The sequence below is a fragment of the Virgibacillus alimentarius genome, assembly GCF_000709085.1.
Taxonomy (GTDB): Bacteria; Bacillota; Bacilli; order Bacillales; family Amphibacillaceae; genus Virgibacillus_B; species Virgibacillus_B alimentarius.
This window is the reverse complement of record NZ_JFBD01000006.1, coordinates 1-15,490: the sequence shown is the minus strand read 5'-3', so window position 1 is coordinate 15,490 and position 15,490 is coordinate 1. Positions and strand designations below refer to the sequence as shown.

General features: G+C 39.3%; 11 protein-coding genes, 2 pseudogenes and 1 riboswitch. Of the genes and pseudogenes, 12 read left to right on the top strand and 1 reads right to left on the bottom strand.

The window, feature by feature from the left end:
• Nucleotides 1-29: 29 nt before the first annotated feature.
• Nucleotides 30-1,504 (bottom strand): annotated as a pseudogene (locus GZ63_RS16260) (BCCT family transporter).
• A 188-nt stretch (nt 1,505-1,692) separates the two neighbouring features.
• Nucleotides 1,693-1,792: riboswitch (purine riboswitch) on the top strand.
• A 120-nt stretch (nt 1,793-1,912) separates the two neighbouring features.
• Between GZ63_RS16260 and purE the strand changes: the two are divergent.
• From purE to GZ63_RS0101015, 12 genes and pseudogenes are all read left to right on the top strand, one after another.
• Nucleotides 1,913-2,404, top strand: coding sequence for a 5-(carboxyamino)imidazole ribonucleotide mutase (gene purE, locus GZ63_RS0101070; protein ID WP_029266012.1), 492 nt, complete (start codon nt 1,913-1,915; stop codon nt 2,402-2,404).
• Nucleotides 2,391-3,532: pseudogene (gene purK / locus GZ63_RS16255) on the top strand (5-(carboxyamino)imidazole ribonucleotide synthase). The gene purE and the pseudogene purK overlap by 14 nt, the downstream one beginning before the upstream one ends.
• 54 nt (nt 3,533-3,586) lie before the next feature.
• Nucleotides 3,587-5,809: a phosphoribosylformylglycinamidine synthase subunit PurL gene (purL, locus tag GZ63_RS0101060; RefSeq protein WP_029266011.1), complete on the top strand. Its 2,223-nt coding sequence runs from the start codon at nt 3,587-3,589 to the stop codon at nt 5,807-5,809.
• A gap of 14 nt (nt 5,810-5,823) precedes the next feature.
• Nucleotides 5,824-7,194 (top strand): amidophosphoribosyltransferase, encoded by a 1,371-nt coding sequence (gene purF / locus GZ63_RS0101055; RefSeq protein ID WP_051681345.1) that lies wholly within the window; start codon nt 5,824-5,826, stop codon nt 7,192-7,194.
• Nucleotides 7,195-7,218: 24 nt separating this feature from the next.
• Nucleotides 7,219-8,241 carry a phosphoribosylformylglycinamidine cyclo-ligase gene (purM, locus tag GZ63_RS0101050; RefSeq protein WP_029266007.1) on the top strand — a complete coding sequence of 341 codons (1,023 nt, stop codon included), beginning with the start codon at nt 7,219-7,221 and terminating at the stop codon, nt 8,239-8,241.
• Entirely contained in the window at nt 8,234-8,797 is a 564-nt protein-coding gene (purN, locus tag GZ63_RS0101045; RefSeq protein ID WP_029266005.1) for a phosphoribosylglycinamide formyltransferase, read from the top strand. Before purM ends, purN begins: the two co-directional genes overlap by 8 nt.
• 22 nt (nt 8,798-8,819) lie before the next feature.
• Nucleotides 8,820-10,352, top strand: coding sequence for a bifunctional phosphoribosylaminoimidazolecarboxamide formyltransferase/IMP cyclohydrolase (gene purH, locus GZ63_RS0101040; RefSeq protein ID WP_029266003.1), 1,533 nt, complete (start codon nt 8,820-8,822; stop codon nt 10,350-10,352).
• A gap of 21 nt (nt 10,353-10,373) precedes the next feature.
• Nucleotides 10,374-11,627, top strand: a complete 1,254-nt coding sequence (gene purD, locus GZ63_RS0101035) for a phosphoribosylamine--glycine ligase (protein ID WP_029266001.1) — start codon at nt 10,374-10,376, stop codon at nt 11,625-11,627.
• Between the two features lie 264 nt (nt 11,628-11,891).
• The gene (locus GZ63_RS0101030; RefSeq protein WP_029265999.1) at nt 11,892-13,637 is read left to right on the top strand and encodes an adenine deaminase C-terminal domain-containing protein; all 1,746 of its coding nucleotides are present in this window, start codon (nt 11,892-11,894) and stop codon (nt 13,635-13,637) included.
• 72 nt (nt 13,638-13,709) lie between these two features.
• Entirely contained in the window at nt 13,710-14,714 is a 1,005-nt protein-coding gene (locus GZ63_RS0101025; RefSeq protein ID WP_051681344.1) for a DUF3048 domain-containing protein, read from the top strand.
• Between the two features lie 19 nt (nt 14,715-14,733).
• Nucleotides 14,734-15,048, top strand: coding sequence for a YerC/YecD family TrpR-related protein (locus GZ63_RS0101020; protein WP_029265995.1), 315 nt, complete (start codon nt 14,734-14,736; stop codon nt 15,046-15,048).
• Between the two features lie 140 nt (nt 15,049-15,188).
• Nucleotides 15,189-15,410: a group II intron maturase-specific domain-containing protein gene (locus GZ63_RS0101015; RefSeq protein WP_226374287.1), complete on the top strand. Its 222-nt coding sequence runs from the start codon at nt 15,189-15,191 to the stop codon at nt 15,408-15,410.
• Nucleotides 15,411-15,490: the final 80 nt, after the last annotated feature.

Here is a 15,490-nt window from a genome sequence, read left to right as displayed (position 1 = left end):
AAATAAGCTGTCATTCTCGACAGTCTATTTCACTTTTTTTGCTCTTTACTCAATGCTTTATAAAAAGAAATTATCATTAGAAACATGATGATTGAAAATGGAAATGCAGCAGATATCAAAGCATTTTGTAAAGCTTGCAAACCACCTGTATAAAGTAGAACGGCAGCTATTGTAGACTGGGCAAAGCCCCATACGAATTTGATTGTTGTTGAGGGAGATAAGGAACCGTTTGTCGTTTGCATACCTAACACGAAAGTAGCAGAATCTGCCGACGTAATAAAAAACGTTCCAATTAACATGAGACCGAGTATCGATAAAACGACACCAAACGGAAAATGATCAAACATACCAAATAGTGCCTGTTCATCCGGTAGGCCTGCAATATCTGCACCACTATTTTGCGCCTTAACCCCCGACATTCCAAACGTTGAGAACCACAAAAGACTAACAACCGTTGGAACGATAAGGATTCCAGATAAAAATTCTCTAATCGTTCTCCCCTTTGATACCCGGGCTATAAATATACCAACAAATGGAGCCCATGCAATCCACCAGGCCCAAAAGAAAATGGTCCAGTCTCTAACCCACTGGATCCCTTCACTATCATTTGGTGCGATTCGAAAACTTTCGACTGGAAGTTTTTGAATGTATTCCCCCATCGAGTTAGTAAAGGAGTTCAAAATATACTGGGTTGGCCCTAAAATTAATGTAGCGATAAATAACAGCCCCGCTAATGACATATTCGTATTGCTTAAATATTTTATTCCTTTACCAAGACCTGTATAGGCAGAGATCATGAATAAAACAGTTACAGCAAGGATGATGAGTAGCTGGACCCAAAATTCATTGCCAATTCCCAGCAAATAAGAGAGACCGCCATTAATTTGTGTAGCTCCGAATCCGAGTGTAGTAGCTACACCAACAATCGTTGCCATTACGGCAATAATGTCAACGAGTAATCCCCAGAATGTATTCATTTTGTCACCAAATAGAGGTTCGAGTGTTTTACTGATTAACCCTGGTTTTCCATGTCGAAATGTAAAATAAGCAAGTACCAGGGCAATCGAACCATATATTGCCCATGCATGAATGCCATAATGGAAGAAAGTAACTCTTAGTGCATCCTCTAGCGCCTCTTTTGTGCCAGGTTCGGCCATGGGAGGTGTTTTTATATAGTGAGAGACTGGGGAGCTACCCCATAAAACACTAGTCCAATTCCCATACCAGCGCTAAAGAGCATGGCAATCCAAGTCGGATAGCTGAACTCTGGTTTGTCACGAGGTTTACCAAGTTTTATTTTTCCATATGGGCTAAAAATTAAAAAGATACAAAACACCACAAAAAATGTAACAAGTAATAAATAATACCAGCCGAAACGAACTGAAATATAATTCATCACCGTATTTGTAATGTTTTCAAAGCCTACGGGCGAAAGTGCTCCCCATAAAGAAATGATAAATGTAATGCTTAGTGTGATCCAAAAAACGGAAGTTGCTTTTTTCATTTCATTCCCCTTTCTATATTCTCAGCGTATTGTTAGTTTGACTTAAATAAAGCGTTTTATTCCGTGAAAATGAAAGTAGATGCCGCAGCGTGTCGTGTACATGAGTAAAAACCGAACATTTAGTATTAACGTTAAATAAATGTTCGATATTTAATTGACAAGCCCCTTTGTTTTTTGCTATTCTTAACGTAGAATTAAATACGGTTCCTCATATATTTTTGGGAATAAGGCCCAAATGTTTCTACTCAGCACCGTAAATGCTGAACTATGAGGGAAGGTGAGTCATTGCCTTATGCAATGATCTAATCGTTGTGCGCGTATCTATTCATCTTCTCTCATTTGAAATGGAGAAAATGGATAGATTTTTTATTTAGATAGGTTAATCAACTAAAAAGAAAGAGGGATTTTATGACAGCGGTTGGTGTGATTATGGGCAGTATTTCAGACTGGGAGACGATGCAACATACTTGTGCAGTCCTTGAAGAGTTAGAGATTCCATTTGAAAAAGATGTAATCTCAGCACATCGCACACCTGATGAGATGTTTAAGTATGCAAAGTCAGCGCGTGAACGTGGATTTAAAGTGATTATTGCAGGTGCCGGTGGTGCAGCGCATTTGCCAGGTATGGTTGCTTCACAGACAACACTTCCTGTTATTGGTGTTCCAATACAAAGTAAAGCATTAAACGGAATGGATTCTTTGCTTTCCATCGTACAAATGCCAGGTGGTGTACCGACCGCAACAATGGCAATTGGAAAAGCCGGTGCTACAAATGCAGGAATATTTGCTGCACAAATCATTAGCGCCTTTGATAAAGATGCTGCAGAAAGATTAACGGAATATCGAAAAAAGATGCAAATCAAAGTAGAAGAAATGAGGGAGGACCTTGCAAAAGAATAACCAAGGATCAAAAGTTATCCTTCCGCCAGGTACAATCGGTATTATCGGCGGTGGACAGCTCGGCCGGATGATGGCCGTAGCTGCAAAGCAAATGGGCTATCAAATTGTTGTACTTGATCCAACTCCAAATTGCCCAACCGCTCAACTAGCAGATCAGCAAATAACTGCAGCATATGACGATATGGATGCGATCAAGCAGTTAGCAGAATGTAGTGATGTTGTGACGTATGAATTTGAAAATGTTGATCTTGAGGCAGCAGCTTACATGGAACAACAAGGAAAACTGCCTCAAGGTGCTTTTGCTCTAGAAGTAACACAGAATCGTGAAAGAGAAAAAAAGATAATGAGAGAAGCAGATTTACCTATTCCGAACTTTTCTATCGTAACAAATGGCAGAGCTTGTGAAGATGCATTAAAACACATTTCTTTTCCATCGGTCATTAAAACATGCAGCGGCGGTTATGACGGAAAAGGACAAATAAAGATACGGGCAGAAGAAGATGCAAAAGAAGCCATCCACTTTGCGGAGCAAAATGAACACTGCATTATCGAAGAATGGGTTTCGTTTGATAAAGAGATATCCGTTATATTTACCCGATCACAATCTGGAGAAATAACATTTTTCCCTATTGCAGAGAATGACCATAAGGAACATATTCTTTATCAAACTACAGTACCGGCGTCTGTTAGCGAGATAGTGAAAGAAAAAGCAATTCATGCTGCAGGTGTCTTAGCAAATCAAATGAATATCGTTGGTACATTTGCAATTGAGATGTTTGTAAAGGATGAAACAGTGTATCTAAATGAGATGGCACCACGCCTCATAACTCAGGCCATTATTCGATAGAAGCGTGTAATATTTCGCAATTCACCCAGCATATTCGTGCAATTTGCGGATTACCACTAATGTCAGTAAAACTCTTACAACCCGCTTCCATGATCAATATTTTAGGAGAGGATTTACAAGCAATTTTACAAGCAATGCGAAAATCTCCTGAAGGTTTCATTCATTTGTACGGTAAAGATGAAGCGAAAGAAAAACGTAAAATGGGGCATGTCACATTTATTGCAGAAACCACAAAAAAATTACAGCAAGTAATAAGCAATTTTGAAGAAATGGTGCAGTGATTGATACAAAAGCAGAATTTGAAAACGGTGAAAAATGAAGGAGATGTGTTTATAATGACAGCGCACAATATGAAACCTGAGCAAATTGAAAATGAACAATTATATAAGAACATGGGCTTAAGTGAAAAAGAATATCAAATGATTAAAAACATTTTAAAACGCCGTCCGAACTATACGGAAACAGGTATCTTTTCAGCGATGTGGTCGGAACATTGCAGTTATAAAACATCAAAACCTTTATTAAAAAAGTTTCCTACAAAAGGAACTCATGTTATCCAAGGCCCTGGTGAAGGTGCAGGGGTTGTTGATATTGGCGATAATCAAGCTGTTGTTTTTAAACTCGAAAGTCATAACAGCCCTTCTGCTGTTGAACCGTTCGAAGGTGCTGCGACCGGTGTCGGAGGCATTGTGCGCGACGTTTTTTCAATGGGAGCAAAGCCTATTGCATTAATGAATTCACTAAGATTTGGCAATTTAACGACGGAGCGGACACGCCATTTAGTAACAGAGGTGGCACGTGGAATTGCTCACTATGGAAATACATTAGAAGTTCCTACCGTTGGCGGAGAAGTACAATTCGATGATTGTTATGAGGAAAATCCGCTTGTGAATGCGATGTGTATTGGACTCATTAACCATCAAGATATTCAAAAAGGTGTTGCATCTGGAGTTGGAAATACGGTGATTTATGCCGGAAGAGATACTGGCAGAGATGGGATTCATGGGGCAACATTTTCTTCAGGTGAACGTGAAGAATCTGAAGAGAATAAATCAGCAGTAGCACTAGGGGATCCGCATATAGAGAAAAGACTAATTGATGCTTGTTTAGAAGTGATTCAATCCGATGCATTAGTGGGTATGCAAGACATGGGCGCAGCAGGACTAACTTCTTCTGCTAGTGAAATGGCAAGTGCAGCAGGGACAGGCATTGAAATGGATCTTGATTTAGTTCCATTGCGAAAAAAGAATATGGATGCTTACGAAATTATGTTATCGGAATCACAAGAGCGTATGTTGCTTGTGGTAGCTAAAGGACGCGAACAAGAGGTTATAGACCTTTTTACGAAGCATGATATCGAAGCGGCAGCAATTGGTGAAGTAATTGAAGAGAAAAGATTTCGGATTAAGCACCATGATCAGGTAGTAGCTGATGTACCGGTTGATGCACTAGCTGAAGAGGCACCAGTTTACCACATGCCTTCGAAAGTAGCTGATTATTACAGCCAGTTTCAAGAGTTGGAAACGGACATACCCCTAGTAGAAAATCATGCGGAAGTTTTAAAACAAATGCTTAAACAGCCAACGATTGCAAGCAAAGAGTGGGTGTATAACCAATTTGATTCAACTGCGCAAGGGAATACAATTAAGTCTCCAGGTTCAGATGCAGCAGTTGTGCGCATCGATGGAGCGGACAAATCGATTGCGATCACTACAGACTGTAATTCTCGCTATATTTATCTGGATCCTGAAACAGGTGGAAAAATTGCTGTTGCAGAAGCGGCTCGTAATCTTGTTTGCTCTGGTGCAAAGCCTTTAGCTTTAACAGATGGATTAAATTACGGAAATCCAACGAATCCAGAAGTATTTTGGCAAATGGAAAAAAGTATAGAAGGTATTAGCGATGCATGCTTAGCACTGGATACACCTGTTATCAGCGGGAATGTTTCGATGTATAATCAGTCCAAAGGAAAAGCAATCTTCCCAACACCAATTATTGGAATGGTGGGATTGCATGCGTCTTTGGAACATATTACACCAAGTTCTTTTCAAGAAGCTGGAGATGTCATTTATTTAATTGGTGAGACGAGGGCAGAATTCGGAGGCAGTGAACTCCAAAATTTAATCGATGGTTCTTATAAGGGGAAAGCTCCGACCATTGATCTGCAAACAGAGGCGAAAATTCAAAACCAATTACTCAGGGCAATTCAAGAAGGAATCATTCAATCTGCACATGATATAGCTGAAGGCGGGCTAGCGATTGCACTTGCAGAAAGTGTGTTTAACAAAAAAGAATTAGGATTTGAAGTAGAAATAGGTATGGATTTAACTATCGCCATGTTTAGTGAGTCACAGTCACGGTTTATCATAACCGTCAAACAGGAAGATACCCAAAAGTTTGAAGAAAGGATAAACCATGCACAACGGATTGGCTATGTAACAAAGGATAATCAATATGTAATAAAAGCAAACAACGCGAACGTTATTCAGGAAGAAGTAAAAGAACTCAGCAAAATTTGGAAAGCGTCTATCCCGAATTTGCTGAAATCTAACGAATAAATGGAGAGTGCGGAATGTTTGGAATTTGGGGGCATCATAAGGCGGCGGAAATTACGTATTATGGACTGCATGCATTACAGCACCGTGGGCAGGATGGAGCTGGTGTTGCAGTAAGCGATGGAAGTACTTTGAAACTTCATAGAGGATTAGATTTAGTTAATGATGTGTTTAAAGATGCATCGTTTCCTGAACTAAACGGACATGCAGCAATTGGGCATGTTCGCTATGGCAAAAAGGCGGAAGACGAAATAGATAGTGTGCAACCACTTCTATTTCGCTCCCAAACAGGAAGCATGGCATTAGCGCTTGTTGGAAGCATCATGAATGCGTATGAACTAAAGGGAGAGCTGGAGGAAGATGGGAGTATTTTACAAACCTCATCGGATACAGAAATACTTGCTCATCTCATTAAAAGGAGCAAAAAAGAAACAACAGAGGAAGCTATTATCGAAGCTTTACAGAAAGTAACTGGTGCTTATGCCTTTTTAATGTTAAAAGAAGACCGAATGTATGTAGCACTTGATCCAAAAGGGATCCGTCCGTTATCCATCGGCAAATTAGGCAGCGGGTATGTTATTGCATCAGAAACTTGTGCATTTGATCTTATAGGTGCCAGTTTCGAACGAGAAGTTTCACCCGGTGAACTCTTAACAATAAATAATACTGGGGTAACATCCACCTATTTTTCTTCAGGGGAAACCCGCAGAATATGTGGGATGGAATATGTTTATTTATCGAGACCCGATAGTGATCTAAATTATGTAAATGTTCATACTTCCAGGAAAGAAATGGGAATAGAACTGGCAAAAGAAGCACCTGCCGAAGCAGATGTGGTTACAGGTGTACCAGATTCCAGTATATCAGCTGCAATCGGCTATGCTGAACAAAGCGGGATACCTTATGAAATGGGTGTCATTAAAAATAGATATATAGGCAGAACGTTTATTCAACCTTCCCAGGAATTGCGTGAGCAGGGTGTAAAGATGAAACTTTCCCCTGTAAGAGGGATTGTGGAAGGGAAACGGGTTGTCATGATTGATGATTCTATTGTCAGAGGGACAACTTCAAGAAGGATTGTCAAAATGATCAAAGATGCGGGTGCGAAAGAAGTTCATGTACGTATTGCTTCACCGCCTATCGAAAGCCCATGCTATTATGGCATTGATATGTCAACAAGAGAAGAACTCATTGCTGCGAATTATTCCGTTGATGAGATATGCAAACAGATCGGAGCAGATAGTGTAGCTTACTTATCTACCAAAGGGTTAGAAAAAGCAATTATTAAAAAACGCACTGCAAGTCAAGGAATTTGCAATGCATGCATGACAGGAAATTACCCTGTTCTTCATCAAAAAGAAAAAAATAAGTCATGTATGCAATCTTAACAAAATGCTGGAGGATGTGCTGAAATGTCAGATGTTTATAAAAATGCAGGTGTCGATGTCGAAAAAGGTTATGAAGCTGTTGAGAGGATGAAAAAGCATATTGCCAAAACAACACGTTCAGAAGTACTTGGAGGAATTGGCGCCTTTGGCGGATTATTTGAATTAACATCTTTGAAATATGAGGAACCAGTCCTCGTTTCGGGAACAGATGGCGTGGGAACGAAGTTAAAGCTTGCTTTTCAATTAAATCGCCATCATACAATTGGAATTGATTTAGTGGCTATGTGTGTAAATGATGTTGTTGCTCAAGGAGCTAAGCCTTTATTTTTCCTTGATTATATCGGCTGTGGACAAAATGATCCTGCTGTCATTGAACAAATCGTTGCTGGTGTTTCTGAAGGGTGTATAGAAGCCGGAGCAGCTTTAATCGGTGGAGAAACCGCAGAAATGCCTAGCATGTACGCGGATAATGAATATGATTTAGCAGGATTTACAGTCGGTATTGCTGAAAAATCGAAGCTGATAACAGGTGAATCTATCGAAGCAGGTGACGTGATCATTGGCCTTCCTTCCAGTGGTATCCACTCCAATGGTTATTCACTAGTACGGAAAATAATAGAGGATCTCGATTTATCTAAAGTTTATGATGGATTTACAAAGACGTTAGGCGAGATTCTGTTAACCCCGACCAAAATATATGCAAAGCAAATACAATCTGTTACAGAAAAAATAACGGTCAAAGGGATTTCTCATATAACTGGAGGGGGCTTTTATGAAAATTTCCCACGCATGCTTCCGGAAGGATTAGGAGTGGAACTAGATAGAACTAGCTGGAATGTTCCTGAAATTTTCACCTTCTTACAGGGAAAGGGGAATATTTCAGATCAAGATATGTATGGCGTTTTTAACATGGGAATTGGTATGGCAATTGTTGTGGCAGAGTCCAATGTGGCAAGCGCCCTGTCCATTTTAAAGAAAAAAGGAGAAGAAGCAGCGGTTATTGGAACAGTGACAGCAAATGAAGGAGTGCATTTTACTCATGCGTAAAAAAGCAGCTGTATTTGCTTCTGGCACGGGAAGTAATTTCGAAGCAATCATAAATAAAGCAGATCTTGCTTGCGATATTGTTCTATTAGTTTGTGATAAACCTGGTGCAGTTGTTGTGGACAAAGCAAATCTTAGAGGGATTTCGACATTTGTATGTCAGCCAAAGGAATTTCATTCGAAAGAAGCTTATGAAAAACAAATAGTAGAAAAACTGCAAGAAGCAAAGGTTGAATGGATCTTTTTGGCTGGTTATATGCGCATTGTAGGGCCAACCCTTTTAAATGTTTTTGAAGGTAGAATGATCAACATTCATCCATCCCTACTTCCGAAATTTCCAGGTAAAGATGCAATCGAACGCGCGTATCAAGCCGGAGTAGACAAGACGGGTGTCACTGTTCATTTTGTAGATAAAGGTGTTGACACCGGACCGATTATCGCTCAGCGAGAAGTACCAGTTTTACAGGGTGATACAAAAGAGACATTAAAACAAAGAATCCAGCAAACAGAGCATCAATTATATCCGGAAGTAGTTAAGCAGCTTATTTTAAAAAAGTAATCAAATAGTGAGGAGTTTTTTCATGACAAAGCGAGCACTAATTAGTGTGTCTAATAAAGAAAACATCGAAACGTTTGCTAAAGGTCTTGTTGATTTAGGATATGAAATTATTTCAACTGGCGGTACACTAAAAAAGATACAACAGGCAAATATCCCAGTTAAAGCAGTAGAGGCAGTAACAGATTTTCCTGAGATACTGGATGGGCGAGTGAAGACTTTACATCCGTTTATTCACGGGGCTTTATTAGCTGACATGGAGAATCCGTCCCATAAAGAACAACTGAAAAATCATAAAATTGATCCGATCGAAATAGTAGTTGTCAATTTATATCCATTTAAGCAAACACTAGCTAAAGAAGGTGTTTCTGAAGCGGAAATTATTGAAAATATTGATATTGGCGGTCCGACGATGTTACGTGCAGCTGCGAAAAACTTTAAAAATATTACTGTAGTTGTTGATCCGTCTGACTATGAGCAAGTATTAAAAGGTATCGAGAAAAATGAATTAACTGTTGAAAAACGCAAGGAGCTAGCATCAAAGGTATTCAGACATACGGCAAACTATGATGCCATGATCGCGGGATACTTTACAGAAGACTCTGGGATGACCTTCCCTAAAACGTATACACCTACATTTGAAAGAGTTCAAACACTTCGCTACGGAGAGAATCCACATCAGGAGGCAGCTTTCTACCGGGACGTGAAAAGTTCAGGGATGAGCCTGGCGACAGCGGAGCAACTCCATGGAAAAGAACTCTCCTTTAATAATATTCAAGACGCAAGTGCAGCACTTGAAATGATAGCTGAGTATAATGAGCCTGCTGCTGTAGCAGTTAAGCATATGAATCCGTGTGGTATTGGTGTGTCAACAAATATATCGAGTGCATTTGCTAAAGCCTATGAAGCAGATTCTACATCGATTTTTGGCGGGATTGTCACTTGTAATAGAGAAATAGATGTGGAAACAGCACAGCAGTTAAGTGAAATCTTTCTAGAAATCGTGATTGCACCAAGTTTTACGGATGACGCATTAGAAATTTTAACGAAAAAGAAAAATATTCGCTTGTTAAAACTGCCAATGGATCATACGGAAAAAAAATCAAAGCGCATTTCTACGGTAAAAGGCGGAATTTTACTGCAAGATAGGGATACCGGAGAATTGACGACTGATCAATTATCTTATCCTACAAAACGTCAGCCAACAGAAAAAGAGTTAAACGACCTATTTTTTGCTTGGAAAGCAGTAAAACACGTGAAATCCAATGCGATTGTTCTAGCAAAGGATAAGCAAACAATTGGTGTTGGCGCAGGCCAGATGAACCGAATTGGTGCGGCAAATATTGCCATTGAACAAGCGAAACAAAAAGCACAAGGATCTGTACTTGCATCTGATGCATTCTTCCCAATGCCGGATACGGTCGAAGCTGCTGCTGAAGCTGGTATTACGGCAATCATTCAGCCTGGTGGATCAAAACGGGATCAAGATTCAATTGATGTATGTGATAAGCATGGAATAGCAATGGTTTATACAGGTATGCGTCATTTCAAACATTAAAAATAAAGGGTGTTTATTCAAATGAATGTATTAGTTGTGGGACGTGGCGGACGTGAACATAGCATAATCATGAAGCTCAAGGAGAGCGAGGAGATTACCGGTTTATATGCTGCCCCGGGGAATGGAGGTATCGCTAAACAAGCTACATGTGTACCTATCGATGAAATGGATTTTGATGGATTAATAGCATTCGCTAAAGAAAGTCAGATAGATTTAACCATCGTTGGACCTGAAGCACCTTTAAATGCTGGTATAGCAAACCGATTTCAAGAAAACAGGCTAGCTATTTTTGCCCCAACAAAAGAAGCTGCTTTGCTTGAAGGAAGTAAAGACTTCGCTAAAAAGTTTATGAAAAAATATAATATCCCAACAGCAGAACATACAACCTTCACTGATCCAAATGAGGCAAAAGCATATATTGAGAAAAAAGGTGCACCTATCGTTATTAAAGCGGATGGATTAGCAGCAGGTAAAGGCGTTGTTGTGGCTGAAACAATTGAGGAAGCATTAAAGGCGATCGATGATATGCTCATTGCAAAAGTCTTTTCCCAGAAAGGTGAAACACCAAAGGTCGTTATAGAAGAATTTTTGGAAGGAAAAGAATTTTCGTTAATGGCATTTGTTCATGAATATAATGTTTATCCAATGGTAACAGCAAGAGACCATAAACGCGCTTATGATAACGACCAGGGTCCAAATACTGGAGGCATGGGCGCCTATGCTCCGGTTTCTGATGTATCTACGAGAGATTTAGCATTTACTTGTGAAGCAATTATGCAGAAAACAGCTAATGGGATGATGGAAGAAGGGCGGAATTTTACAGGAATCCTTTATGCAGGCTTGATTATGACGGAAGATGGGCCAAAGGTAATTGAATTTAATACACGTTTTGGTGATCCCGAAACACAAGTCGTATTACCTTTATTAGAAAATGACCTCTTGCAGGTATTTCTCGATGTTTTGGCCGGAAAAGATCCAAGCTTAGAATGGAAAGACGGGGTTTGTGCAGGAGTTGTTGTCGCCTCGAAGGGTTACCCACAAGCTTGTGAGAAAGATGTTTTACTTCCGGAAATCAATGTATGTAAAGACTCCTTTGTTATTCACGCAGGGACAAAACAAGTGGAAGGAAGTTACCGGTCCAATGGTGGAAGAGTTCTATTAGTTGGCGCAAATGGAGGTTCCCTGCAAACTGCTACCGCTGCAGTGTACGAAACACTACAGCCACTGGAACAAGCGGAAGGATTTTATTATCGAAAAGATATAGGCAAAAATTAAACTCAATACGTAGGATCAATCGAGGCATGCTAGAAAAAGGGCATGCTTTTTTTCTTTGTTAAAACTGTTTCATGAAACATGTCGCTTCTTGACAAAGCAAATACTTCTACTGTGTCATTAGAACAAAACAAACTTTAGGAAAAGAGCAGTGTAAAAAGGTGTGTCACAAAAAATTCATCTTTTTTAAAAGGAAACTTTAGTGTGTGAAAGTAAAATATGATAAGATGAAGGAAATAGTAGTTAAATAAATGGAGAGTTGTTTTTATGTTAGAAAATGGACATTACTGGAGAAACCGCGAAAGACGAGAACATGTAGCCGTTATTGAAGGAGAAGTTTCACCAACATTGGTACTAAAAAATGGCACATATTTTAATGGTTATACAAAAGAATGGCTAAATAAAAATATATGGATTTTGAACGATCGAATTGTTTATGTTGGAGATAAGTTACCAGAACAATACAATGAGGAAACAGAAATAGTGGATTGTACCGGACAATTTTTGGTCCCTGGCTACATTGAACCACATGCACATCCAAGCCAGTTATATAATCCAGAAAACCTAGCAAACCATGTAGCGAAGTTCGGGACAACAACACTGATTAACGACAATTTAACATGGCTTTTTTTATTAGAGAGAAAGAAAGCGTTTTCCTTGATAGAAAACTTTAATCAATTACCTATATCTATGTTTTGGTGGGCTCGGATGGATTCCCAATCTGCCTTGCAAAACGAGGATGAATTTTTGGATAGTGAAGATATACTGTCATGGATCTCCAATCCTTCTGTAATCCAGAGCGGGGAGCTTACATCGTGGCCGAAATTGCTTGCAGGTGATGACCGACTACTATATTGGATGCAGGAATCAAAGAGACTCGGCAAACCAGTAGAGGGTCACCTGCCTGGTGCATCTGAATCAACATTAACAAAGATGAAATTATTTGGCGTTTCAGCTGATCATGAATCCATTACCGGAGAAGAAGTGCTTAGACGTCTTCGCTTAGGTTATCAGGTAGGACTTAGGCATTCGTCTATTCGTCCAGATCTTCCACTTTTGTTAGAGGAAATTCTTGCAGAAGGAATTACATCATTTGAAAACTTTACGATGACTACGGATGGTGCAACACCAGCTTTTTACGAACATGGTATGATGAACTTATGTATCGAAATCGCAATCGAAAAAGGTGTTCCACTATCAGAGGCATATCAAATGGCTACATACAATGTTGCCAGACATTTTAATCTAGAGGAACAGATCGGAAGTATTACACCGGGTCGTATTGCTCACATTAATATTTTAAAAGCAAAGGACAATCCACATCCGGTAGGAGTGCTTGCGAAAGGAAAATGGATTCTAAGAGAAGAAAAGGAGTGGGAAAGAGAACCAGTAATCGATTGGGAAAAATCCGGTATCAATGAACTGGAATTTGACTGGGATCTCACTGATAGCGACTTGCAATTTTCTATTCCGATTGGTCTGGACATGATGAGCAACGTCATTATTAGACCGTATGCGATTGAAACAGATGTAACGTTGGATGTACTCCCTGGAAATAGAAGTGACGCATTTTTAATTTTAATGGATAGAGAAGGAAAATGGAGAGTGAATACAACACTCCGAGGTTTTACGGATCGCTTAGGTGCACTTGTAAGTTCTTATTCAACAACTGGTGATATCGTGTTTATAGGAAAAAGTAAATATGATATGAAAATAGCTTGGAAGCGTATGAAGGAACTTGGTGGAGGGATTGTCCTTGCCCATGAAGGAAAAATAGTTTTTGAGCTTCCTTTGAGGCTGGGTGGCATGATGTTTAGAGGGGATATGACTGCATTAATCTCCAAAGAAAAACAGTTGAAGAAGTTATTAAAAGAATACGGTTATAAGTATGATGATCCAGTTTATAGTATACTATTTTTGGCAGCAACACACTTACCTTACATTCGCATAACACAGCAAGGGATTATTGATGTAAAGAAAAGAGAATTACTTGTTCCTGCAATTATGCGATAATCTATTTTTTATTATCATTCTATTTTTTGGCAACCCTGTTTAATAGCTATTCTTTTTTACTAGAGGTGCAGAATGATGAACAAAAGAATTATTTGGATTTTTCTATTTGGATTTATTATACTATTATCAGCTTGTTCAGGAGAAAAAGAAGAAACGGATGATTATGACCACGGTTTTTATCCACTCACTGGCCTTGAAACCAAAGAAGGGGCAAACGACCGAATTGTAAGTGTAATGGTGAACAATCATCTCCATGCACGCCCTCAATCTGGACTGTCCAAAGCGGACATTGTATTTGAAATTCTAGCAGAAGGGGACATTACCAGGTTTCTAGCTTTATTTCAGAGTGAAAAGCCGGAAGTAGTTGGGCCAGTCCGCAGTGCAAGGGAATATTACTTTGAACTTGCTGACCGTTATGGTACATTGTACATCCATCATGGTGCAGCAAAAAGTATAGATAAAATGATTCAAGCTCGAGGAATAGAACATCTGGATGGCGGTTATTATGATAACGATAAACATTTGTTTAAACGGGAGGATTTTCGAAAAGCTCCTCATAATTCCTATTTACAATTTGATGCTGTCTACGAGGAAGCGGAAGTAAAAGGATATGATATAACATGTGATTATAAGCCATTACCATTCCTTGAAAAAAGTAAAAAAATAACAGGAGAACCTGCTCAAGATGTGGAAATTACGTATGGAACAAATACACAGGATAAAGTGACATATCACTATAATTCAGAGGAAGAAATATATACAAGGTTTAACGGTCAGGAACAAATGATTGATCTTCACTCTGAAAAACCTATCAAAACAACTAATATTTTTATTGTTGAAGCAGATCATGAGGTGATTGATGAAGAAGGCCGTCGTGCGATAGACCTTGAATCCGGCGGAAATGCATACCTCCTTCAAAAAGGGAAAGTTAAGAATATTAAATGGATAAACCAACGAGGCAGAATTATTCCAGAGCAGGATGGACAAGATATAGGATTCATACCTGGGAAAACATGGGTAAATATTGTTCCCTCAGATCCGGGAATACATCAATCCGTGAATATATCAAAGGATTAGAAAGAAGGTGGATTTCTTCATGCAAATTGATAAATTACGCGGTAAACAGTTAGATCAATTGTTTGATGCCATTCTGTCTCTAAAGAACCGAGAGGAATGTTACCGATTTTTTGATGACATTGCCACCATGTCGGAGATTCATTCCATTACACAGCGATTGCAGGTTGCGAAAATGTTAATGGAAGGTGACACATATAGTGTCATCGAGAAAGAAACAAAAGCTTCCACCGCCACCATATCACGCGTTCGCAGGTGTATTAACTTTGGGAGCGATGGATATCAAATGGTGTTGGATCGTATAACAGGCGATGATGATACGCAAAATCAAAAATAAGTACCGCATGCCAAAACATGGCAGCGGTATTTTTTAAAGTGTGCCCGGCATGGGCTATAGCCTCGTGGTGAAAGTCCACTACAGGCTTGGCAGTAGGTACTCCTACAAAACGTAAGTTTTTAGGCTTCTGCTTGCACACGGTGAATAAAGAAACAGGTTTTCGTCCGCATATAAAATCTAAAAGAAGCTTTGAAAAGAAACTAAAACAGATTACCAAACGAAACCGGGGTCACAATATTCGTAAAATCATTCAGGAGATTAATGAGGTCACTACTGGTTGGATTAACTTCTTTGGAATAGGATTTATGAAAGGATACATTCAACGAATCAACCATTGGTTGAAAAGACCTGCGGTAGTATGAAAAATAAATAACTATTTGATTATCAAGGTGCAATTCACTTAAAAAAAGCAACACGAAGTTAAACCAGCAAAAAACAGAAA